General features: G+C 71.8%; 15 protein-coding genes. 11 read left to right on the top strand and 4 right to left on the bottom strand.

Annotation, left to right across the window (positions count from 1 at the left end):
* The first annotated feature begins 125 nt into the window (after positions 1-125).
* The 5 genes from ACFY1E_RS16235 to ACFY1E_RS16215 all read left to right on the top strand — a co-directional run bounded on the left by ACFY1E_RS16235 (position 126) and on the right by ACFY1E_RS16215 (position 4,829).
* A complete protein-coding gene (locus ACFY1E_RS16235) occupies positions 126-1,265 on the top strand; it encodes a hypothetical protein (RefSeq protein ID WP_389076151.1) in 1,140 nt (379 codons plus the stop codon).
* Positions 1,266-1,440: 175 nt separating this feature from the next.
* On the top strand, positions 1,441-2,400 hold the full coding sequence (locus tag ACFY1E_RS16230; protein ID WP_030929185.1) for an NAD(P)-dependent oxidoreductase: 960 nt from the start codon (positions 1,441-1,443) through the stop codon (positions 2,398-2,400).
* Complete coding sequence (locus ACFY1E_RS16225; RefSeq protein WP_389076149.1) at positions 2,388-3,137, top strand: spherulation-specific family 4 protein; 750 nt, start codon at positions 2,388-2,390, stop codon at positions 3,135-3,137. The genes ACFY1E_RS16230 and ACFY1E_RS16225 overlap by 13 nt, the downstream gene beginning before the upstream one ends.
* Before the next feature lie 63 nt (positions 3,138-3,200).
* Positions 3,201-4,379, top strand: a complete 1,179-nt coding sequence (gene moeZ, locus ACFY1E_RS16220; RefSeq protein ID WP_389076147.1) for an adenylyltransferase/sulfurtransferase MoeZ — start codon at positions 3,201-3,203, stop codon at positions 4,377-4,379.
* A gap of 225 nt (positions 4,380-4,604) precedes the next feature.
* Positions 4,605-4,829: a hypothetical protein gene (locus tag ACFY1E_RS16215; RefSeq protein WP_344405422.1), complete on the top strand. Its 225-nt coding sequence runs from the start codon at positions 4,605-4,607 to the stop codon at positions 4,827-4,829.
* A gap of 266 nt (positions 4,830-5,095) precedes the next feature.
* On the opposite strand, the gene ACFY1E_RS16210 is transcribed toward ACFY1E_RS16215, so the two are convergent.
* From ACFY1E_RS16210 to ACFY1E_RS16200, 3 genes are all read right to left on the bottom strand, one after another.
* Positions 5,096-6,652 carry an alpha/beta hydrolase gene (locus tag ACFY1E_RS16210; protein ID WP_389076145.1) on the bottom strand — a complete coding sequence of 519 codons (1,557 nt, stop codon included), beginning with the start codon at positions 6,650-6,652 and terminating at the stop codon, positions 5,096-5,098.
* Positions 6,653-6,788: 136 nt separating this feature from the next.
* Positions 6,789-8,342 carry an alpha/beta hydrolase gene (locus tag ACFY1E_RS16205; RefSeq protein ID WP_389076143.1) on the bottom strand — a complete coding sequence of 518 codons (1,554 nt, stop codon included), beginning with the start codon at positions 8,340-8,342 and terminating at the stop codon, positions 6,789-6,791.
* 77 nt (positions 8,343-8,419) lie between these two features.
* The gene (locus ACFY1E_RS16200) at positions 8,420-11,191 is read right to left on the bottom strand and encodes a lysylphosphatidylglycerol synthase domain-containing protein (RefSeq protein ID WP_389076141.1); all 2,772 of its coding nucleotides are present in this window, start codon (positions 11,189-11,191) and stop codon (positions 8,420-8,422) included.
* Positions 11,192-11,377: 186 nt separating this feature from the next.
* Between ACFY1E_RS16200 and ACFY1E_RS16195 the strand changes: the two genes are divergently transcribed.
* From ACFY1E_RS16195 to ACFY1E_RS16170, 6 genes are all read left to right on the top strand, one after another.
* Complete coding sequence (locus ACFY1E_RS16195; protein WP_389076138.1) at positions 11,378-11,764, top strand: MGMT family protein; 387 nt, start codon at positions 11,378-11,380, stop codon at positions 11,762-11,764.
* Positions 11,765-12,021: 257 nt separating this feature from the next.
* The gene (locus tag ACFY1E_RS16190) at positions 12,022-15,426 is read left to right on the top strand and encodes an ATP-dependent helicase (protein ID WP_389076137.1); all 3,405 of its coding nucleotides are present in this window, start codon (positions 12,022-12,024) and stop codon (positions 15,424-15,426) included.
* Positions 15,427-15,546: 120 nt separating this feature from the next.
* Entirely contained in the window at positions 15,547-19,161 is a 3,615-nt protein-coding gene (locus ACFY1E_RS16185) for a UvrD-helicase domain-containing protein (RefSeq protein ID WP_389076134.1), read from the top strand.
* A gap of 10 nt (positions 19,162-19,171) precedes the next feature.
* The gene (locus ACFY1E_RS16180) at positions 19,172-20,584 is read left to right on the top strand and encodes a dipeptidase (protein ID WP_389076133.1); all 1,413 of its coding nucleotides are present in this window, start codon (positions 19,172-19,174) and stop codon (positions 20,582-20,584) included.
* Positions 20,585-20,740: 156 nt separating this feature from the next.
* Positions 20,741-21,685, top strand: coding sequence for an NAD(+) diphosphatase (gene nudC, locus ACFY1E_RS16175; protein WP_389076130.1), 945 nt, complete (start codon positions 20,741-20,743; stop codon positions 21,683-21,685).
* Between the two features lie 13 nt (positions 21,686-21,698).
* Complete coding sequence (locus ACFY1E_RS16170; protein WP_389076128.1) at positions 21,699-22,307, top strand: class I SAM-dependent methyltransferase; 609 nt, start codon at positions 21,699-21,701, stop codon at positions 22,305-22,307.
* A gap of 41 nt (positions 22,308-22,348) precedes the next feature.
* Here ACFY1E_RS16170 and ACFY1E_RS16165 read toward each other — a convergent pair whose 3' ends face one another.
* Positions 22,349-22,591 (bottom strand): mycoredoxin, encoded by a 243-nt coding sequence (locus tag ACFY1E_RS16165; protein WP_115906059.1) that lies wholly within the window; start codon positions 22,589-22,591, stop codon positions 22,349-22,351.
* Positions 22,592-22,770 lie beyond the last annotated feature (179 nt).

The raw sequence follows: 22,770 nt of genomic DNA, 5'->3' as shown, positions 1-22,770 counted from the left end.
CCCCGTCCCGCGCGCATGTAGACGCCCAAGCCACGGCACACACGCGAGCAGACGCCGAAGCCCTGGCGCCTGCGCGTTCGGACGCCGAAGCCCTCGCGCCGGCGCGTGCGGACGCCGAAGCCCCCGTGCCGGGGCAGGCAGACACCGGCCCCCCGGCCACTCCCCGCCAACCAGCTGCTCCGCGGCGCGCCGCCGCCGACCCCGTGAAGGCGTTGATGCACCGTCACCGCGAGCTGTGCGAGCGGGCGGTGGACCCCTTGGAGATCGCTGCGGGACTGGAGGCGCACGGCGTCACCGACCGGACCGCCGCGCGCTTCCGGCACCGGGACGTCTTCTCGCTGGCGGAGGAGATGTACGCGCGCGTACCCCGCGACGACGGTGCCTCCGGCCACCCGGCAGCCCTCGAGGTGCCCAGAGCGCGCGTCGACTGGGCCCTGCTCACCCTCCTGCCCGGAGCACTGTGCGCGGCCACCGTCACCGCCCTGCACCTCACCCACGGACAGGCCCGCGCGATCGCGGCCGCCGCCGGAGTCCTCGCCGTCGCTCTCGCCGTGCGCGCGGCGCTCACCCGTGGCCCCCTCGGCGCGACGGACCGCAGACCCCCGGGGCCCCTCCCGCACGCACCCGGCAGCCGTGTGAGCACGTACTGGCTCCTCGGGTACGCCCTCCTCGGTGACGGCCTGCTGCGCGCAACCCTCGCCGGAGCCGCCGACGGCCCCTGGCCCCTCGCCAAGGCCCCCGTCCTGGCCCTCATGCTGGCCTGCGCACCCGCGGCCTGGAGCGCCCACCTCTTCGCCGTACGCGCCCGCCGCAGACTGACCGCCAGCCGTGCCCTGGAGGAGTACGCAGCCTCCGTACGCCCGCTCCTCATCGGCACGTTCGCCCTGTTCCTGTGCGCGCTGACGGCCCTGCTCGCCCTGTGCGGCGCGGCCCTGGACGAGCCCGCGGCCTACGCCCAGACCGTCACCCTGGGCGCCCTGCTGCTCCTCGCCCGCCTCCTCACCACGCACGGTTTCACCCGCGCCCCCGCGCTCGTCCTCACCGGCACGGCCGCGGCCGAGATCACCGCCGCGGCCACCGTTCTCGCGGGCCGCCTCCCCGGGTGCGGCTTCCTCGCCACCCCCGTGGAAACCCTCGTCGACGACTGGGGCCCAGGCAGCGTCCCGGCCCTGGCCTGTGGGGCAGCCGCGCTGACGCTGCTGATCCACGCGACCCGCACCCTCACCCGGGCCTCGGCCCATGCACCCGCGGACCGGCCGTGCTGACGCGGCAGCCGTCCCCGGCGCACCCCCACGAGCCGCACGCACGCCGGCGCGTGTCGGCCCACGCCCTGCCGCTGGCGCCCGGCCCCGCCGCCCGAGGCAAGCGCACCACCCCCTCCGAAGGAGAACCCCAGATGATCACCTCCCGATCCGACATCTCGGCCCCGGGAGCCGCCCGATGAGAGTCCTGCTGATCGGAGCCAACGGCTACCTCGGCCGCTTCGTCGCCGACCGTCTGCTCGCCGACCCGGCCGTCCAGCTCACCGCGCTCGGCCGCGGCGACGACGCCGACGTCCGCTTCGACCTCGCGTCGGGCAGCCCCGGAGCCCTCACCCGCTTCCTCGACGCGGTCCACCCCGGCGTCGTCATCAACTGCGCCGGCGCCACCCGGGGCGGCGCACGCGACCTCACCCGCCACAACACCGTGGCCGTCGCCACCGTCTGCGAGGCCCTGCGACGCAGCGGCTGCGGTGCCCGCCTGGTGCAGATCGGCTGCGGCGCCGAGTACGGCCCGAGCCAGCCGGGTTCGTCGACGGCGGAGGACGCCGTCCCGCGCCCCGGCGGCCCGTACGGCGTGAGCAAGCTCGCCGCCACCGAACTGGTCCTGGGCTCGGGCCTGGACGCCGTCGTCCTCCGGGTCTTCTCACCGGCCGGCCCCGGCACCCCCGCCGGCTCGCCGCTCGGCCGGCTCGCCGAGGCCATGCGCCGCGCCATGCAGTCCGGCGACGGCGAACTCAAGCTCGGCGGCCTCGGCGTCCAGCGCGACTTCATCGACGTACGCGACGTGGCGCGCGCCGTCCACGCCGCCTCGCTCTCCGCCGCGCAGGGTGTCATCAACATCGGCTCGGGCCGCGCCGTCCGGCTGCGCGACGCCGCCGCCATGCTCGCCCGCGTGGCCGGATACGGCGGCGCGCTCCACGAACTCGACGGCCCGCCCGGCCCGCTGCGGGCCACCATCGGCCACCCCCGCAGCGAATCCGACCACGCGGCCCCGGTCGCCTACCCGTACCCCGACGGCTGTGGCAGCTGGCAGCAGGCCGATGTGCGCACCGCACGCGACCGGCTCGGCTGGCGGCCCCGCATCAACCTCGAAGAGTCCCTCGCCGACATCTGGATGGAGGCGGCATGCCGTATCTGACCAGCACCAGAGCGGGCACCGCGAGCACCGACGTCCGCACCGGGTTCGGCATCCCGGGCTATGCACACCCCCTCGTCGCACCCACCGAGTGGGGCGAACTCACCCGCCCCGGAACGCCCTTGCACTGGGTCGTCCTCAACGTGGCCGACGGTCCCGGCTCCCGCCCCGACCCGCACTGCCTGGAGGCCGCCGGCCGCCTGCGCAACGCGGGCGTGCGGGTCCTCGGCCATCTCGACACCGCCCACGGGGCCCGCACCTTCGGCGAGGTGATCTCCGACGCGCACCGCTACATCGACTGGTATCAGGTCGACGGCTTCCTGCTGGACCGCTGCCCGACCGAACGCGTCTCGCTCCCCGAGGTCCGCCGGACCGTCACCACGCTCCGGGGGATCCGTGACGATGCCCACATCGTCCTCGGCCACGGCACCCACCCGCACCCCGGCTACGTCGAGACCGCCGATCAGCTGGTCACCTTCTGCGGGTCCTGGAGCGACTACCGCTGGTCGCAGGTGGCCGAATGGACCGCGGACCACCCGCCGGAGCGCTTCTGCCACTTCGTCCACGGGGTGCCGCGCCCCCACCTGGAGGAAGCACTGCGCATCGCCCGCTGGCAGGGCGCCTCGACGATCTACTTCACCGACCACACCGACCGGGGCGGCCGCGCCGACCCCTGGGAGACCATGCCCGGCTACTGGGACGAAATCGTCTCGCGGATCGGAACGGGTGTCTCGGAATGAAGAAGGCCGTGGCAGTGTTACGGGGAGAACAACTGTAGTGATTGACCGACCAACGGAGTCCCCGTGTCGCTGCCACCCCTGGTCGAGCCAGCTGCTGAGCTCACCGTAGACGAGGTCCGCAGGTACTCCCGCCACCTGATCATCCCCGACGTGGGCATGGACGGGCAGAAGCGGCTGAAGAACGCCAAGGTGCTCTGTGTGGGCGCCGGCGGCCTGGGCTCGCCGGCGCTGATGTACCTGGCCGCGGCCGGCGTCGGCACGCTCGGCATCGTGGAGTTCGACGAGGTCGACGAGTCGAACCTGCAGCGCCAGATCATCCACAGCCAGGCCGACATCGGCCGCTCCAAGGCCGAGTCCGCGCGTGACTCCGTCCTCGGCATCAACCCGTACGTGAACGTGATCCTTCACGAGGAGCGGCTCGAGGCCGACAACGTGATGGACATCTTCAGCCAGTACGACCTGATCGTCGACGGCACGGACAACTTCGCGACCCGCTACCTGGTCAACGACGCGTGCGTGCTGCTCAACAAGCCGTACGTGTGGGGTTCGATCTACCGTTTCGACGGCCAGGCCTCCGTCTTCTGGTCCGAGCACGGCCCCTGCTACCGCTGCCTGTACCCGGAGCCCCCGCCGCCGGGCATGGTCCCCTCCTGCGCCGAGGGTGGCGTCCTGGGCGTGCTGTGCGCGTCCATCGGCTCCATCCAGGTCACGGAGGCCATCAAGGTCCTCACCGGCACCGGTGAGCCCCTCGTCGGCCGCCTGATGATCTACGACGCCCTGGAGATGCAGTACCGCCAGGTCAAGGTCCGCAAGGACCCGAACTGCGCGGTCTGCGGCGAGAACCCCACCGTCACCGAGCTCATCGACTACGAGGCCTTCTGCGGCGTCGTCTCCGAGGAGGCCCAGGAGGCGGCCGCCGGCTCGACGATCACTCCGAAGCAGCTCAAGGAGTGGATCGACGACGGCGAGAACATCGAGATCATCGACGTCCGCGAGATCAACGAGTACGAGATCGTCTCGATCCCCGGCGCCAAGCTGATCCCGAAGAACGAGTTCCTCATGGGCGCCGCCCTGGAGACCCTCCCGCAGGACAAGAAGATCGTCCTGCACTGCAAGACGGGTGTCCGCAGTGCGGAAGTCCTCGCTGTCCTGAAGTCCGCGGGCTTCGCCGACGCCGTACACGTGGGCGGCGGCGTGATCGGCTGGGTCAACCAGATCGAGCCGCACAAGCCGGTCTACTGATCTCCCGCCCTCGCCGACCAGCGAGACTGACGAAGCCCACGGCTCTGACCAGTTCGGATGCCGTGGGCTTCTGTCGTTGCCGGTCGGCGTCGGGCGGCCTCTGGGGTGATGTGAAACCTGGCCTGCAGGTCCCCGCTGTTCCGTTGGTGCTCGCTGGTTCGGGCAGGTGGGGGACATGCCCATGGTGAGCCGTGTCTGGTGATTGTCATGGTCGTTGGAGCGAGCATGCGAAAGATCATCCTGACCGCCACGCTGGCCGTGGCTGCTGTCGCCATGGCAGTTCCTGCTCATGCGGACGACAAGTCGACCCCCCACTGGACCTTCGCGCCGGGATCCGTCTGCGGGCTGGAAGGGGCAGAGGTGTCGGCGCTGCCGATTCTGACTGACTTCGTTCCCATCCACGCCAACAACTGCCCGAACGGCAACGTGCTCGACTACCCGACGATCTAGGTCGAACGGTCCCCTCAACCCGCCACTCTCCCCAGCTTCCGTCCCGTCCGCCGTCGACCCACACACCGTGGAGCGGGCGTGGTTCACGGCGTCCAGGTGGAGCACGCCACCGTACGAACCCCCTGGACGCCATGGGCCGCTGCTGCTCGGCTCTGCCTGGTCGATGGTGGACGGGATGGAAGCACCCCGCGGCGGTGTCCGAGCACCTCCGGCACCACGGGTGCCGGGCCCTTCTGCGTCCCGGGCTGCGAGTCCCGCCGCCCGGGCTACGAGGCGCAGACCCTTCCGTCCTTCGGCACCGTCCCGTTCAGCAGATACGCGTTCACCGTCGAGTCCACGCAGTCGCTCCCGTTCCCGTACGCGCCATGTCCCTCGCCCTTCCAGGTGAGCTCCACACCGACCCCCTTGCCCAGTTCGTCGGCCATCTTCCGGGCGCCCTCGTAGGGCGTCGCCGGGTCGCCGGTGTTGCCGACCACGAGGATCGGGGCCGCGCCGGGCGCACTGGCCGGCGGAGTGTCCCACTGGCCGGCCACCGGCCAGTCGTGGCACCAGCCGGCGGTGTCCCAGCCCATGAAGTCGCCGAAAACGGGCGAGATCTTCTCGAACTGCGCCAGCCGCTTCTTCGTTTCGGCGGGTGTCGGGCGCAGCTTGCTGTCCAGGCACGATATGACCCGTTGTGAATGGGTCGTCGTCTCGTAGTGCCCTGCAGCGTCGCGGCCGTTGTAGCCGTCGGCCAGCGACAGCAGTTCCGAGCCGTCCCCGCTCTCGGCGGCGCTCAGCGCGCTGGTGAGACTGGGCCAGCTCTGCCTGGAGTACAGGGGGTAGGTCAATCCGGTCAGCGCGAGCGTCTGGGTGAGCTTGCGGCCGCTCGAGGTCGGCAGCGGGCGGCTGTCGATGCGCTTCAGCAGGGCCGAGATCTTCTGTGATCCCTGTGCCGGGTCCTGTCCCGTCGACTTGAGGTAGTCGTCCAGTGCCCGCTGGAAGCCCCTGGCCTGGTTCTCGGCGTGACCCACCATGTCGGCGCTCGGGTCGACCACGGCGTCCAGGACGAGCCGCGCGACCCTCTTCGGGAACAAGTGGGCGTAGACGCCGCCGAGTTCGGTGCCGTACGAGATGCCGAAGTAGTGCATCTTCGGGTCGCCCAGCACCTGGCGCATCAGGTCCATGTCGCGGGCGGTGTCGGTCGTCGACGCGTGCGACATCAGCTTTCCGGCGGCCTTCGCGCAGCCCTTGCCGAAGTCGACGGCGTCCTGGAGATACGCCTTCTCCTCGGCCGGGGTGTCCGGTGTGGTGTCCACCGACTCCGCGGCCTGGATCTCCTTGTCGCTGCGGCAGCGGATTCCCCCGCTCGATCCGACGCCGCGCGGGTCCCAGCTCACCAGGTCGTACCGTTCACGGAGTTTGGCGAAGGTGGGGCCGAAGGACGGCAGGTAGGAGACGCCCGGGGCGCCGGGGCCACCGAAGTTGAACAGCAGCGAGCCGATGCGCTTGCCCCCGCGGGTCTCGGCGCGGATCAGTGCGAGGCCGATCGTCTCGCCCTGCGGCTTCGACCAGTCCAGCGGCACCTTCAGCGTCGCGCACTGCCAGTCGTTGCCCGGCGCCGGGGCGTCGTCGGTCGCCTTGCAGCGGCCCCAGGCGAGGTTTTGCGCGGTCAGCGAGGAGGGCAGCGCGGCCGTAGTGCCCGAGGCGCCGGACGACGGCGAGGCGGCCGCGCTCGTCCTCCCGCCGCCCTTGCCGTCGTCGGACGACGAACCGCTGCTGCAACCCCCGACCAGGAGCGCCGCGGCGGCCCCCAGAGCCGTCCACCGTACGAATCGCGCCATGTGCGTCCCCCCTCACGGGCCGTCCGCATCGAGCAGCAGACGGCTGTCAGGCCATCGTAGGCGGATCAAGCCAGACCTGCCGGAGCCTGTGGATAACCTTCTGACCTGCTGCTTTACTGCAAACTCGGGTCAGGCCTCAGGAACAGACGGTGCCGGCCGCCGGTACCTTCCCGTCCAGCAGATAGCCGTTCACCGCGGCCTGCACGCACTTGTTCTTGCTGTCGTAGGAGCCGTGCCCCTGCCCCTTGTACGTCAGCTCCACGCCGACGCCCTTGCCCAGCGCGTCCACCATCTTCTTCGCACCCTCGTACGGCGTGGCGGGGTCGCCGGTGTTGCCCACGACGAGGATCGGCGCGGCCCCCGGCGCGCTCACGTCCGGATGGTCGGCGGCCCCCGCGACGGGCCAGTCGGTGCAGCTGAGCATGGACCAGGCCAGGAAGTCGCCGAACAGCGGTGAGGCGGCCCGGAACTCGGGCAGTTTCTGCTCCACGTAGGCCGTGCTGTAACGGGGCTTCTCGTCGGCGCAGTTGATGGCGATGTTGGCGGCGGTGATGTTGCTGTACTCGCCGTTCTCGTTGCGCCCGTTCAGCGAGTCGGACAGCGCCATGAGGACCTTGCCGTCGCCGCTGTACGCCTGTTGCAAGCCCTCGGTGAGGTACTGCCAGTAGTCCTTGGAGTACAGGGCCTGCGCGATGCCGTTGGTCGCGGCGGTCTGGGTCAGCCGGCGGGGGAAAATGCCGGAGATCGGCTTCGCGTCGAGGTCCTTGAGCAGCTTGGCGATACGGTCCTTCACGTCCTGCGGGGTGTCGCCGATCGGGCACGGAGTGGCCTGCGACGTGCAGTCCGCGGCGAAGTTGTCGAGCGCGAGCTGGAAGCCCTTGGCCTGTCCGAGCGAGCTCTGCTCGGCGTTCTGCGTGGGGTCGACGACCGCGTCGAGGACGGCGCGGCCCACCTTCTTCGGGAACAAGTGGGCGTAGACACCGCCGAGTTCGGTGCCGTACGAGATGCCGAAGTAGTACAGCTTGTCGTCGCCGAGGACCTGCCGCATGAGGTCCATGTCGCGGGCTGCGTCGGTGGTGCGCACATGCGGCAGCACCTTCTTGGAGTTCTTCTCGCAGGCCGCGTTGAACTTCTTGGTGTTGTCCAGGTATGCGGTGCGCTCGCCGGTGTCGTCGGGTGTCGCGTCCTGCTGGAAGTACGCGTCGAGCTGCTGGTCGTTCTCGCATTTCACGGGAGCGCTGCTGCCGACGCCGCGCGGGTCGAAGCTGACCAGGTCGTACCGGGTGCGCAGTTTCGCGTAGTCCTGGCCGAAGGCGGGCAGCGTGGTGACGCCCGAGCCGCCGGGGCCGCCGAAGTTGAAGACGAGAGAGCCGATGCGTTTGCTGCTGTCGCCGCTGGTCTTCGCCCGGATCAGCGCGATGCCGATCGTGTCGCCCTTGGGCTTCGCCCAGTCGAGGGGCGCCTTCATGGTGGCGCACTGCCACTGGCCGCCGTTCGGCAGAGGTGACGGGGCGTTGCCGCCGCCTTCCGCCGCGGACGGGGCCGGACAGTCCTTCCAGTCCAGCTTCTGGGCCGACAGGTCCCCGTCCTCGGCGCCCTTGGAGCTGCCGCTGCAGCCCGCCAGCACGGAGGACAGCAGCAGGAGGGTGGCGGTCAGGGCGGCCGCGCGCGGGCGGAAAGGGTTCGGCATGCTCCCATCCTGTCGTCACGCGCGCGTGGGCGCTCGGGGCACGGGCCGTAAGAGGGAGCCCGGCTACGGTCTTCGTACTACAGCGCACCCTTGCGCGAAAGCTGGTTGAAGGCCAGCCAGCCGGGCAGCACGGGCAGCCACAGCGTCAGCAGCCGGAACAGCAGCACGGCGGGGGCCGCCACCTCCTTGGGGAGGCCCACGGCGATCAGGCCGACCGTCAGGGTCGCCTCCACGGCGCCCACGCCGCCCGGGGTCGGGGCCGCGGAGCCGAGCGCGTTGCCGGCGAGGAAGACCACGGCGACGCTGGCGATGCTGAGCGAGGTCCCTTGCTGCCCGAAGGCGCGGATCGAGGCGTCCAGGCACATCACGAAGCAGGCGGTCAGCAGCAGCATGCCGCCGATGCCGGTGACGAGCTTCTGCGGCCGCTGCAGCACGTCCAGCATGCGCGGCACGACACCGGCGAAAAGCGACCGCACGCGCGTGGAGACGAATTTCCGCAGGAACGGCACCGAGGTGACGACGAGGACGAGCACGGCCACCGTCAGCAGACCCGCGATGACGGTCCGGGACGGTGACAGGGACGGTGTCTTCTCGGTGCCGGTCAGATAGCCGAACGACAGCAGCATCAGGATGTGGCAGCCGAGCCCGAACAGCTGCGAGGCGCCGACGCTCGCCACCGCGAGCCCCGGGCGCACCCCCGCGCGCTGCAGGAAGCGCGTGTTGAGGGCGACACCGCCCACCGCGGCCGGCGCGACGATCTTGACGAACGACCCGGCGACCTGCGCCGCCACGGCCCGCAGGAACGGCACCCGCTCCGGTACGAACCCCAGCAGGGCCATGGCCGCCGCGACGTAGCTCAGCGCCGAGAACAGTACGGCCGCGACGACCCAGCCCCACTGCGCGTTGGCGACCAGAGGACCGAACTCGATGTGGGTGAGCTGCGTCAGCAGGAAGTACGCGCCGATGGCTCCGGCGATGAAACTGATCAGCGTCCGCGGCCGTACCCGCTCGAGCCGGGCCGGCTCGACCGGCGCCTGCGGCCTGATCAACAACACCTGGTGCCGGATCTGCGTGAGCAGGTCCTCCTCGCGCGCCTCCTCGATGGCTTCGTCGATGGCCCGCTTCTCGGCCCGCTGCTCAGCCCGCACCGCCTTCTTGTCGGGCTTTTCGACGGCCCCGGTCTGCTCGGAGGCCTCCTCCAGGCGGTCCTGCTTGACCTGCCGGGACGCCTCCAGGACCGCCTCCCGCTCGCGCTGGGCCCGTTCCCGGGCCAGCTTGCGCAGGGTCGCGCGGGAGGTGCGGCTGAGCGCGATGGGCTGCAGCATCGGCAGGCAGTCGGCCACGGCGTCCGGGCCGAGCACGCCCACCGCGGACGCCACCGCGCGCTCGGCGCCCACCCGCAGCCCCAGCGTCACCAGGAGCTGCGAGATGTCCATGCGCAGCAGCAGATCACCGGCCGCGATCTCGCCGACGCGCAGGTCGGTGAGGATGACCGTGCCGGAACGATCCACCAGAATCGCGTCGCCCACCAGCCTTCGGTGGGCGATGCGCCGGGACTGCAGTGCGCGTACCTGGTGCCAGGTGTCGTGCAGCAGCTCGTCGGTGATCTCCTCGTCCGCGAGGCTGTCGAGGGTGCGCCCGCCGGTGTGCTCGTAGACGAGCATCACGGCGTCGGGACCGAGCTCGGAGGTCGCGATCAGCTTGGGCGCGTTCGCGCCGGCCGCGATCGCCGCGTAGGCGAGCAGGGCCTCCTGCTCCAATGCCTGGCGCAGCGACTGGAGGCTGCTGCGGGTGGCGAAGCCGCGCAGCGTCAGATTGCGCCACACGCGGTAGAAGAAGCCCTGCGCCTGCTGTTCACGGTCGACGACCGTCACGTCCAGGGGCGGGCCGTCCTCCAGTGTGACGAAGTAGCGCCGTCCGCGGTCGCCGGTCTCGGGTGTCTCCGGCAGTTCCTCGCGCGACGCGGTCACCGGGCGGAATCCGACGTGCCGCAGGCCCGCCATCAGCGTCCGTCCGGTGGGGCGGACATTGGGCGAGCCGACCGCGTACAGCGTCCCGTAGGCCACGGTCCAGCCGATCAGCACCGTCAGGATGATCGAGAACGGTGTCGTGTAGCCGGAGACCAGCATGGAGAACGCGTCGAGGAGCAGCACCGTCCACAGCACCGCCCGCCAGCGCGGCCGCCGCGACATGCCGACGGCTGTCATGTAGGCGATGACCGGCGCGAGATAGCCGTGCACGGGGTCGGTCAGGGCGTGGATGTCGCCGGGGGAGGGCTGGGTGAGCGCCTCCTGGATGGAGCCGGGGGCGCCCTTGGCGACCCACAGGTCTGTGGCGAGAGTCACTCCGTGCGCGAGGACCGCCGCGAGGACGCCGTCGGCGATGCGCAGGCCGTCGCGCTTGATCAGCCGTTCGATCGCGAACGCGACCGGTACCAGCAGGATCGCGATGCTGGAGGCCAGGCCGGCGATCTTGATGAGCAGATCGGGTGCCTGTCCGGTGCCCTTGTTGATGTCCTGTTCGAGGCCCGAGGTGGTGCCGTGGGCGAACGCGGCGATCGCGAGCAGCAGGATGATCCCCAGCACGCCCACCAGGAGGCGCATCAGATCCGACGGACGGTGCACGCGCGCGGGGAGCAGCGGTTCGTCGCCCTCGACCTCGTCGATGTGGGCCTCGTCCGGGAAGCCGTCCTCGCCCGTGTCGACGTCCTTCGATGCGGTGCCCTTGCCGTCGGTGCCCTTGCCGTCGGTGCCCTTGCCGTCGGTGTCCGAGCCGGAGCCGGTGCCGGGGCGCGACGAAGCGTCAGAGGTGCTCTCGGCGTCCTCTGGGTGCGCACCCTGCTGCTTCATCGTCTCTTCTTGGTCTCGTATCACCGGTCACCGCCCGCATGATGGTGGCATGCTCCACCGACACACGGGGGCATCAGGGTGCAAGAGCGGGGGCGCACAGTCTGCCGGAAGCGCCGCCCCGGGGCGAGGGATACGCAGCGCCGACAGCGCGTCACGCTGTCGGTGGCATGCGGCAGGATGGGCCGGATGAGCGAGGAGAGCCTTCCGCGGGACGCCGGCCCGGAACGCGCGGACGCGCTGCCGGAGTACGCCGAGCGGGTACTCGAGGTCGCCGAACTGATCCCGCCCGGGCGTGTCATGACGTACGGGGACGTCGCCGAATGGCTGGAGCGGGGCGGGCCCCGTCAGGTCGGCCGGGTGATGGCCCTCTACGGGGGAGCCGTCCCGTGGTGGCGCGTCGTGCGCGCGGACGGCGCCCTGCTCCCGGGGCACGAGCTGCGTGCTCTCGATCACTACCGCGCCGAGGGCACCCCTCTGAAGGAGGCGAGCAGGACCGCCGAGGGCCACCTGCCGCGCCTCGACATGAGGCGGGCGCGATGGGACGGCGGCGAGCGCGCAGACGGTCACACCTGAAAGCTTCCGCCATGGGACGGGCAGGTGTGTGACCCGTGATCCGTACGGGGGACGAGGGGCACGTTTGTGGCATGGCGTACGTTCGTGGGACGAGGGGCCTGCGGGGTACGCGTGCCGCGAGGGAAGAAGAGGAAGCCCTGCTTCCGCAACCTGGGTCGGCGTAGCGTCGGCTGCACGCGCCCCCCTCACCTCCCGATCACCGCCCTGCACGCGCGGTGGTCCGACGACCAGTACAACCACCAGGACCGGCGAACCACGTGAGCTCCTCTTCCTCCACCAGGCGCCTGTCGCACCCCCAGGTGCGACAGGGGGGCCGTGGCGCCTACCGACTGCTGCGTACCCCGCCGACCCGACACGATCCCCCTCTTCTGGACGCGCCACAGCGCTCCGTGGTTGACCACAAGGCCGGACCGCTGCTCGTCCTCGCAGGTCCGGGCACCGGCAAGACCACCACCCTCGTCGAGTCCGTGGCGGCGCGGATCGCCCGTGGCGGGGACCCCGAGCGCATCCTGGTGCTGACGTTCAGCCGCAAGGCGGCCGTCGAACTGCGCGACCGCATGGCGCTGCGCATGGGGGCGGCACGCGCGCCCCAGGCGACCACCTTCCACTCGTTCTGCTACGCCCTGGTCCGCGCCCATCAGGACAACGACCTGTTCGTGGAGCCGCTGCGGCTGCTGTCCGGCCCCGAGCAGGACGTGACCGTCCGTGAACTGCTCGCGGGCCAGGCCGACCTGGAGCGGCTGGGCCTCGCGCATGTGCGCTGGCCCGACGAACTGCGGGCCTGCCTGACCACCCGGGGCTTCGCCGACGAGGTCCGCGCGGTCCTCGCCCGAAGCCGCGAGCTGGGCCTGGGACCCGGCGCCCTGGACGCCTTCGCCCGCCGCATCGGCCGCCCCGACTGGCGTGCCGCGGCCACCTTCCTCGCCGAGTACCTCGACGTGCTCGACCTGCAGGGCGTGCTCGACTACGCGGAACTGGTCCACCGCGCGGTCCTCCTCGCCCGCCGCCCCGAGGCCGCCGAGCGGCTCGCCGCACGCTACGACGCCGTCTTCGTGGACGAGTACCAGGACACGGACGCAGCCCAGGTACGGCTGCTGCACGCCCTCGCAGGCGGCGGCCGCACCCTCGTCGCCTTCGGTGACCCCGACCAGTCGATCTACGCGTTCCGCGGTGCGGACGTGGGCGGCATCCTGGAGTTCCCGGCCGCCTTCCCGCGCGCGGACGGCCGCCCCGCGCCCGTCGAGGTCCTCCGCACCTCGCGCCGCTCGGGTGCCGCCCTGCTCGCCGCGACCCGGCTGCTCACCCAGCGCATGCCGCTCACCCGGCTCCCGGCGGAGAAGGTGCGCGCGCACCGCGACCTGGCCCCGGTGCGGGACGGCGGCCGCGTCGAGGTGTACACGTACCCGACGCCCGGCACGGAGCTGGACAACATCGCCGACATCCTGCGCCGGGCGCACCTGGAGGACGGGGTCCCCTGGCGTGAGATGGCCGTACTGGTGCGGGCCGGATCGCGCACGATCCCCACGGTCCGCCGCGCGCTCACCGCGGCGGGCGTGCCCCTGGACATCGACGGTGACGACCTGCCGCTGCGGCACGAACCGGCTGTGGCGCCGCTGCTGACGGCACTGCGGGCGGTGGCCGAGGCGGAGGCGGCGCGGACCGAAGTGCCGGACGCCGCAGGTGTCGAGCCCGCCTCCGAAGGCGCCCTCCCCGAGGAGGACGGTTCCGAGGAGACCGGCTCCCAGGGTGTCGCCTCCGAGGATGACGACACCGCCGCGTGCTGGCTCGACACCGAAACCGCCCTGACCCTGCTGGCCTCCCCCCTGGCCGGCATGGACGCCGCCGACCTGCGCCGCCTCGGGCGTGCCCTGCGCGACGAGGAACGGGCCGCGGGAAACCCGCTGCCGCCACCCTCGGACGAGCTGCTCGCCCGGGCACTGGCCGAGCCGGAGCGCCTCGTCGCCCACGACCCCGCGTACGCGCGGGGCGCCCAGCGGCTCGGCGCACTCCTGCGGGCCGCCCGTGAGCGCCTCGCGAACGGCGGCACCGCCGAAGAGGCCCTGTGGGACCTGTGGGACGGCACACCGTGGCCGGCCCGGCTTGAGCGGTCCGCGCGGCGCGGCGGCGCCGCCGGGCGCAACGCCGACCGCGACCTGGACGCCGTGTGCGCACTGTTCGCGACCGCCGCACGCGCGGAGGAGCGCACCGGCGGCCGGGGCGCCCTCAACTTCCTGGAGGAGATCGAGGCCGAGGACATCGCCGCCGACACCCTCACGCGGCGTGCCGTCCGCCCCGACGCCGTACGCCTGATGACCGCGCACCGCTCCAAGGGCCTGGAGTGGCGCCTGGTCGTCGTCGCGGGCGTGCAGGAGGGCCTGTGGCCGGACCTGCGCCGCCGGGGCTCCCTCCTGGAGGCCGACCGCATCGGCCGCGACGGACTGGCCGAACCGCTCACTCCGGGCGCACTGCTCGCGGAGGAGCGCCGCCTGTTCTACGTGGCCGCCACGCGCGCGCGTGAACGTCTCGTCGTCACCGCGGTGAAGGCCCCCGCGGACGACGGAGACCAGCCCTCCCGCTTCCTCACCGAACTCGGCGTCGAACCCAGGGACGTCACCGGCCGCCCGCGCCGCCCGCTGTCCGTCGCCGCGCTCGTCGCCGAACTGCGCGCCACCACCGTCGACCCGCGCGTCTCGGACACCCTCAGGGAGGCCGCCGCCCACCGCCTGGCCCGGCTCGCCGCGCTCGCCGACGCGGACGGCCGCCCACTCGTCCCCTCCGCCCATCCCTACCGCTGGTGGGGCATGTACGAGCCGACCGAGAGCAAGGTGCCGCTGCGCAACCGCGACCAGCCCGTCGTGCTCTCGGGCAGCGCCCTCGACCAGCTCGCCAACACCTGCGCCCTGCAATGGTTCCTGGGGCGCGAGGTGAAGGCCGACGCGCCCGCGACGGCCGCCCAGGGCTTCGGCAACGTGGTGCACGTCCTCGCCGACGAGGTCGCCTCCGGACACACCCCGGCCGACCTCGCCGTCCTCATGGAGCGCCTCGACTCCGTGTGGAACGCGCTCGCCTTCGACGCGCCGTGGAAGTCGGCGCAGGAGAAGGAGAACGCGCGCGTGGCGCTCGAACGCTTCCTGAAGTGGCATGTCATGGATCGCACCGGCCGCACTCCGGTGGCCAGCGAGCACGACTTCGACGTCACCCTCGAAGCGGGCGACTACGAGGTCCGCATCCGCGGCTCCATGGACCGCGTCGAGACCGACGGCGAGGGCCGCGCCTACGTCGTCGACTTCAAGACCGGCAAACAGGCGCCCACCGCACGCGAGGTGGCACGCCACCCCCAGCTCGCCGTCTACCAGCTCGCCGTGCGCGAAGGCGCCGTCGACGAGGCCTTCGACGGCGTGCGTCCCGAACCCGGTGGCGCCGAACTGGTCCAGCTGCGCCAGGGCGCCGCCCGGCGCGACGGCGGCGAGACCCTGCCCAAGGTGCAGGCCCAGGACCCCGTCGAGGGCGCGGCGGGGGAGTGGGTCGGCGAGCTGCTGGCCAACGCCGCCGGAAAGGTCCTCGACGAACGGTTCACACCCAGTGCCGGCCAGCACTGCTCGCACTGCGCCTTCCAGGCCTCCTGCAGTGCGAGACCCGAAGGGCGACACGTGGTCGAGTGACGGGTGCGATCTTCCGGGCCCTCTGTGATCGACCCCACCACCCGTGCTGACCTGCGCTTCTCCCCGCCCGGAGGCCGATTCCGGCCTGCACTGTCAGTGGCCGCCGCTAGCCTCTCTGACGTGCCGCCCCGTATCACCGACCCCGATCAGCTCAAGGAGCTCCTGGGGATTCCGTTCACCCCGGAGCAGACGGCCTGCATCATCGCGCCGCCCGCCCCGCAGGTGATCGTGGCCGGAGCCGGATCGGGCAAGACGACGGTGATGGCGGCACGCGTGGTGTGGCTGGTCGGCACCGGGCAGGTCGCCCCCGAGCAGGTCCTCGGTCTCACCTTCACCAACAAGGCGGCCGGTGAACTCGCCGAGCGCGTCCGCAAGGCGCTCGTCAAAGCGGGCGTCACCGACCCGGACGCCATCGACCCGGACAATCCGCCGGGCGAGCCCGTGATCTCGACGTACCACGCCTTCGCGGGCCGCCTCCTGACCGACCACGGCCTGCGCATCGGCCTGGAACCGACCGCCCGGCTGCTCGCCGACGCCACCCGCTACCAACTCGCCGCGCGCGTGCTGCGCGAGGCCCCGGGCCCCTACCCGGCGCTCACCCGCTCCTTCGCGGACCTGGTCAGCGACCTGCTCGCCCTCGACGCCGAACTCGCCGAGCACCTCGTACGGCCCGAGGAACTGCGCGCGTACGACACCGGGCTGCTGCGCACCCTGGAGGGCGCCAAGCTCACCAACGCCGACCTGCGCAAGGTCCCCGAAGCTGCTGCCGCCCGCCGCGAACTCGCCGACCTGGTGGTCCGTTACCGCGCCGCCAAACGCGAGCGCGACCTCCTCGACTTCGGCGACCAGATCGCCCTGTCCGCGCAGCTCGCCCGCATTCCCGAAGTGGGCCGCATCCTGCGCGACGAGTTCTGTGTGGTCCTCCTCGACGAGTACCAGGACACCTCGGTCGCCCAACGCATCCTCCTGGCGGGCCTGTTCGGCGACGGAACGGGCCACCCCGTGACCGCCGTCGGCGACCCCTGCCAGGCGATCTACGGCTGGCGCGGCGCGTCCGTCGCCAACCTGGACGACTTCCCGGAGCACTTCGCGCACCCCGACGGCCGCCCGGCCACCCGCCAGGCACTGAGCGAGAACCGCCGCAGCGGCGGCCGACTCCTCGACCTCGCCAACGGCCTCGCGGAGCCCCTGCGCGCCATGCACGCGGGCGTGGAAGCCCTCCGCCCGGCCCCCGGCGCCGAACGCGACGGCAGCGTGCGCTGTGCGCTGCTGCCCACCCACGCCGAGGAGATCGACTGGATCGCCGACTCCATCGCCCACCTCGTCGACACCGGGAAGGCGCCCGGCGAGATCGCCGTCCTGTGCCGTACGGCAACCGACTTCGCCGAGATCCAGGGCGCGCTCGTCGCCCGGGACGTCCCCGTCGAGGTGGTCGGCCTGTCCGGGCTGCTGCACCTGCCCGAGATCGCCGACCTGGTCGCCGTCTGCGAGGTCCTCCAGGACCCCGGCGCCAACGCCTCCCTGGTCCGCCTCCTGACCGGCCCGCGCTGGCGCATCGGCCCCCGCGACCTCGCCCTCCTGGGACGCCGCGCCCGGCTCCTCGTCGCCCACGCTCGCGTGGGCGACGAGGACGACCCGGACCGCCGGCTCGCCGAAGCCGTCGAGGGAGTCGACCCCTCCGAGGTGACCTCGCTCGCGGATGCCCTGGACACGTTCCTGGAGATGCCGCTGGACGCCGAACAGGAGGACGACGGGCTGCCCTTCTCCCCGGACGCGCGCGTCCGGTTCGCCCGCCTGGCCGCCGAACTGCGCGACCTGCGCCGCTCGCTGGCCGACCCGCTCATGGACGTCCTGCACCGGGTCCTCGCCGTGACCGGCCTGGAGGTGGAGCTGTCGGCGTCCCCACACGCCCTGGCCGCCCGCCGCCGCGAGACCCTCTCCAACTTCCTGGACGTCGCCGCCTCCTTCGCCGCCGGAGACGGCGAGGCCACCCTGCTCGCCTTCCTGGGCTTCCTGCGCACCGCCGCCCAGTACGAGAAGGGCCTCGACAACGCCCTCCCGGGCGGCGAGAACACCGTGAAGGTCCTCACCGCCCACAAGTCCAAGGGCCTGGAATGGGACGTCGTCGCCGTCCCCGGCCTGGTCACCGGCACCTTCCCCAGCACCCAGGGCCGCGAGAAGTGGACCGCCCAGGGCAAGGTCCTGCCGCACGAACTGCGCGGCGACGCCGACACCCTGCCCGACGTCGACACCTGGGACTCCCGGGGCCTCAAGGCCTTCCAGGAGGCCATGAAGGAACACCAGCACACCGAGGAACTCCGCCTCGGCTATGTCACCTTCACCCGCCCCCGCTCCCTCCTCCTCGGCTCCGGCCACTGGTGGGGCCCCACCCAGAAGAAGCCCCGCGGCCCGTCCGACTTCCTGCAGGCCCTCCACGACCACTGCGCGGCCGGACACGGCGAGATCGAGGCGTGGGCGGACGAACCCGCCGAGGGCGAGGAGAACCCGGCCCTGCACACGGCGACCGCCGACCAGGTCTGGCCCCTGCCCCTGGACGAGGCATCCCTGGCCCGCCGCCGGACGGCCGCCGAAACGGTCCTCGCCCACCTGGAGGACCTCGCCTCCCACGAGGACAGCCACCCGACCGCCACGCACGATCCGGACAGCCACGACGACCCGGAGTGGCCCCCGCCGCCGGACGACGAGGACCTGTCGTACGACGAGGACCTGTCGTACGAAGAGGATCTGCTTTACGAAGAGGACCTGCCGTACGAAAAGGAGGACCCGTTCGCCGAGGAGGACCGCTTCGCCGAGGAGTACCCGGCGGACTGGGACGCCTGGTCCGCGGCCCGCCCGACCGTCCCGCACCAGGCAGCGGCTCCGGAGGGAACCGGGAACCAGGGCGCACGCCCGCACCCCACCCCACCGAAAGCCGCTGCCGAGCGCGCCCGCACCACCCCTGGGCGCCCCCGCGCCGTCGCCCCCACCCGCCTCAGCCCGGAGGAGGCCCGCACCCTCGCCTCCTGGGACCGCGACCTCGACGCCCTCACCGGCGAACTCCTGCGCGCCCGGGAGGCCGTCACGGACGTCCCCCTCCCGGCGTCCCTCACCGCTTCCCAGGTGCTGCGCCTGGCCACCGACCCGGACGGTTTCGCGCAGGAGCTCGCACGCCCCATGCCGCGCCCCCCGCAACCCGCCGCACGCCGGGGCACCCGCTTCCACGCCTGGGTCGAGGCCCGCTTCGAAGAACTGACCCTTCCGATGCTGGAACCCGAGGAACTGCCCGGCAGCGAGACCGAGATCGCCGACGAACGCGACCTGGAAGCCCTCAAGGACGCCTTCGAACGCACCGAGTACGCCCACCGCACACCCCACCGCGTCGAAGCGCCCTTCCAGCTCGCCCTCGCCGGCCGTGTGATCCGCGGCCGCATCGACGCCGTCTACAAGGACGACGACGGCAACGGGACGACGTACGAGATCGTCGACTGGAAGACCAGTCACTCGCGCACCGCCGACCCCCTCCAGCTCGCCCTCTACCGGCTCGCCTGGGCCGAGCAGCAGGGCGTGCCCCTGGAATCCGTCAACGCCGCGTTCCTGTACGTACGCACTGGTGAGGTTGTACGACCGGAGGGCCTGCCGGACCGGGCCGCACTGGAGCGGCTGCTGCTGGACGAGCCGGCCGCGGAAGCAAACTGTGAGCAACCGCCCACCGAGGATGTCAGTGCGGGCCGATAGGCTCGTGACCATGAGCCAGCCCGTTGACAGTGCCGTCAGCGCCGTCCGTACGTACATCGAGCAGCACCGCGCCGCCTTCCTCGACGACCTCGCCGAGTGGCTGCGCATCCCGTCCGTGTCGGCCCAGCCCGACCACGCACCCGATGTACGACGCAGCGCAGACTGGCTCGCCGCCAAACTCAAGGACACCGGCTTCACCACCGCAGAGGTCTGGGAGACACCCGGCGCCCCGGCCGTCTTCGCCGAGTGGCCCGCCACCGACCCCGCGGCACCCACCGTCCTCGTCTACGGCCATCACGACGTGCAGCCCGCCGCCCGCGAGGACGGCTGGGACAGCGACCCCTTCGAACCCGTCGTCCGCGGAAACCGGCTCCACGCACGCGGGGCGGCCGACGACAAGGGCCAGGTGTTCTTCCACACACTCGGCGTCCGCGCCCACCTCGCCGCCACCGGCCGCACCGCCCCCGCGGTCAACCTGAAGCTGCTGATCGAGGGCGAGGAGGAGTCCGGCTCACCGAACTTCCGCACCCTCGTCGAACAGCACACCGACCGGCTCGCCGCCGACGCCGTGATCGTCTCCGACACCGGCATGTGGTCCGAGGACACCCCCACCGTGTGCACCGGCATGCGCGGCCTCGCCGAGTGCGAGATCCACTTCTCCGGCCCCGACCAGGACATCCACTCCGGCTCCTTCGGCGGTGCCGTCCCCAACCCCGCCACCGTCGCCGCCCGCCTGGTCGCCGCCCTCCACGACGAGCACGCACGCGTGGCGATCCCCGGCTTCTACGACGGCATCGTCGAACTCACCGACCGCGAGCGCGAACTCTTCGCCGAACTGCCCTTCGACGAGCAGCAGTGGCTGCGCAGCGCCAAGTCGTACGCCACCCACGGCGAGGCCGGACACACCACCCTGGAGCGCATCTGGGCCCGCCCCACCGCCGAGGTCAACGGCATCGGCGGCGGCTACCAGGGCCCCGGCAGCAAGACGATCATCCCGTCCACGGCCATGGTGAAGCTCTCCTTCCGCCTGGTCGCGGGCCAGGACCCCGACCACATCGAGAAGGCCGTCCGCAGCTGGGCCGCCGAACAGGTGCCCGCCGGGATCCGGTACGAGATCACGTTCGCCGCGGCCACCCGCCCGTGCCTGACACCACTGGACCACTCCGCCCTGCAGTCCGTCGCCCGCGCGATGGGCCGCGCCTTCGACAAGCCCGTCCGCTTCACCCGCGAGGGCGGCTCCGGACCCGCCGCCGACCTCCAGGAAGTCCTCGGGGCACCCGTGCTGTTTTTGGGTATCTCCGTCCCTTCCGACGGCTGGCACGCGCCGAACGAGAAAGTCGAACTCGACCTGCTCCTCAAAGGCGTCGAGACCAGCGCACACCTGTGGGCCGACCTCGCCGACACCTGGCGCCATGCACCCTGAGCGCCCCGCGCCGTCCGTAGCGGCACCGCGCGCGGGGCACACTGAAAGAGCCGCCCCGCACCGCTCAGCCCCGCCGGATCCGTTCGCCTCCCGCCGTCCGTACCGCCGTACCGCCCGCCGACACAATCCGTTCCACTGGGGGAGTTGGAAGCACCCGTGACCACCTGGACCGACCACACCGCCGACCGCCCCATCTCCCTCACCGCCCCCAGCGGCATCGACCGCGCCGCCCACCACCGCCTCGACGAGGCCTGGCTCGCAGCGGCATGGAGCCACCCCACGACCCGCTGCTTCGTGGTCTCCGGCGGCCAGGTCCTCATCGACGAGACGGCCGACGGCCGCACCGAACTCGTCATGACCCCCTCCTTCGAAGCCCCCCTGACCGAGGCCCACCGCTACTTCCTCGGCACCGACGAGGAAGGCGTCAGCTACTTCGCCCTCCAGAAGGACGCCCTGCCCGGCCGCATCGACCAGTCCGCACGCCCCGCGGGCCTGCGCGAGGCCGGCCTCCTGCTGTCCCCCCGCGACACCGGCCTGATGGTGCACGCGGTCGGCCTGGAGAACTGGCAGCGCACCCACCGCTTCTGCTCCCGCTGCGGCGAACGCACGGTCATCGCCGCCGCCGGCCACATCCGCCGCTGCTCCGCCTGCGGCGCCGAGCACTACCCGCGCACCGACCCCGCCGTGATCATGGCCGTCACCGACGACGAGGACCGCATCCTGCTCGGCCGCCAGGTCCACTGGCCCGAAGGCCGCTTCTCCACGCTCGCCGGCTTCGTCGAACCCGGCGAGTCCATCGAGCAGTCGGTACGCCGCGAGGTTTTCGAGGAAGCCGGCATCACCGTCGGCACGGTCGAGTACGTCGCCAGCCAGCCCTGGCCCTTCCCGTCCAGCCTCATGCTCGGCTTCATGGCCCGCGCCACCTCCACCGAGATCAACGTCGACGGCGACGAGATCCACGAAGCCCGCTGGTTCTCCCGGGACGAACTGGGCGCCGCCTTCGAAGCCGGCGAGGTACTGCCCCCCTACGGCATCTCCATCGCCGCCCGCCTGATCGAGATGTGGTACGGCAAGCCCCTGCCGACCAGGAGCTTCGTCTGAGCCGGACGCGGCGATGACAGACCCGTACTGGAACCACAACGTCCACTACCACCCCGTCGTCCTCGCAGCCGTCCCGGACGGCTGCCGGACGGCCCTGGACGTCGGATGCGGCGACGGGCTGCTCGCACGCAAGCTGGCGCAGAGAGCCGAATCGGTGACAGGCGTGGACCGCTCACCGGAAATGATCCGGCTCGCGTGCGAGCAGAGGCCGGAGAACGTCACATTTCAGGAGGGCGACTATCTCGACGACACCCTCCCCGAGGGCAAGTACGACTTCGTCAGCGCCGTCGCAGTGGTCCACCACGCACCGTTCGAGGACGCCGTACGGGGCCTGGTACGACTGCTCGCCCCCGGCGGCCGACTGGTGATCGTCGGGATGGCGTACAACCACACCGCCCTCGACTGGGTGATCAGCGGCTGCGGTCTGCCCGCGAGCGTGCTGAACGCACGGCTGCACGGCGGTAAACGGGGCCCGGCCGGCATGCCCGTCAAGGACTCCGCCATGCACTGGGCCGAGGCCCGCAAAGCGGCACACCGCCTGCTGCCCGGCTGCCGCTTCCGCCGCCGACTGCTGTGGCGTTACACCGCGGTGTGGGACAAACCACAAGAGGGCGGTTCCTGAGCCGACCCAGGAACCGCCCTCCGAACAAAACCGTGCAGCGCCTACGCGCCGATCTTCTGCTTCACCTGCGCCAGCGACGGGTTCGTCAGCGTCGAACCATCCGGGAACAGCACCGTCGGCACCGTCTGGTTTCCGCCATTCGCCTTCTCCACGAAAGCCGCGGAATCCGGGTCCTGCTCGATGTTGATCTCGTTGTACGCGATGCCCTCACGGTCCATCTGGCTCTTCAGCCGACGGCAGTAGCCACACCACGTGGTGCTGTACATCGTCACAGTGCCCGGCATGTCTCTCGCGCTCCTCAGCTGCTCGGGGATGCTTGGTCGCAGTGATGGAACGTACTTGAAACAGCCACCATTCCCACATGCGGTACCGCACCCGACGTGACGCCTGCCGCATTAGTACGACTGCAGGTACCTGCCTGTGGACAACCACCGCACCCGTCTCCGACGACCTGGCAGCATGG

The organism is Streptomyces sp. NPDC001604, assembly GCF_042893475.1.
GTDB lineage: Bacteria > Actinomycetota > Actinomycetes > Streptomycetales > Streptomycetaceae > Streptomyces.
Note: the sequence above shows the minus strand (reverse complement) of the source record. Positions and strands in the feature narration are given on the sequence as shown.

Coding starts and splice junctions, on each gene's coding strand:
- ACFY1E_RS16200 (WP_389076141.1), bottom strand. CDS start 11,191: ATGAAGCAGCAGGGTGCGCACCCAGAGGACGCCGAGAGCACCTCTGAC.
- ACFY1E_RS16180 (WP_389076133.1), top strand. CDS start 19,172: ATGAGCCAGCCCGTTGACAGTGCCGTCAGCGCCGTCCGTACGTACATC.
- ACFY1E_RS16165 (WP_115906059.1), bottom strand. CDS start 22,591: ATGCCGGGCACTGTGACGATGTACAGCACCACGTGGTGTGGCTACTGC.
- ACFY1E_RS16230 (WP_030929185.1), top strand. CDS start 1,441: ATGAGAGTCCTGCTGATCGGAGCCAACGGCTACCTCGGCCGCTTCGTC.
- ACFY1E_RS16170 (WP_389076128.1), top strand. CDS start 21,699: ATGACAGACCCGTACTGGAACCACAACGTCCACTACCACCCCGTCGTC.
- ACFY1E_RS16210 (WP_389076145.1), bottom strand. CDS start 6,652: ATGGCGCGATTCGTACGGTGGACGGCTCTGGGGGCCGCCGCGGCGCTC.
- ACFY1E_RS16195 (WP_389076138.1), top strand. CDS start 11,378: ATGAGCGAGGAGAGCCTTCCGCGGGACGCCGGCCCGGAACGCGCGGAC.
- ACFY1E_RS16215 (WP_344405422.1), top strand. CDS start 4,605: ATGCGAAAGATCATCCTGACCGCCACGCTGGCCGTGGCTGCTGTCGCC.
- ACFY1E_RS16225 (WP_389076149.1), top strand. CDS start 2,388: ATGCCGTATCTGACCAGCACCAGAGCGGGCACCGCGAGCACCGACGTC.
- ACFY1E_RS16205 (WP_389076143.1), bottom strand. CDS start 8,342: ATGCCGAACCCTTTCCGCCCGCGCGCGGCCGCCCTGACCGCCACCCTC.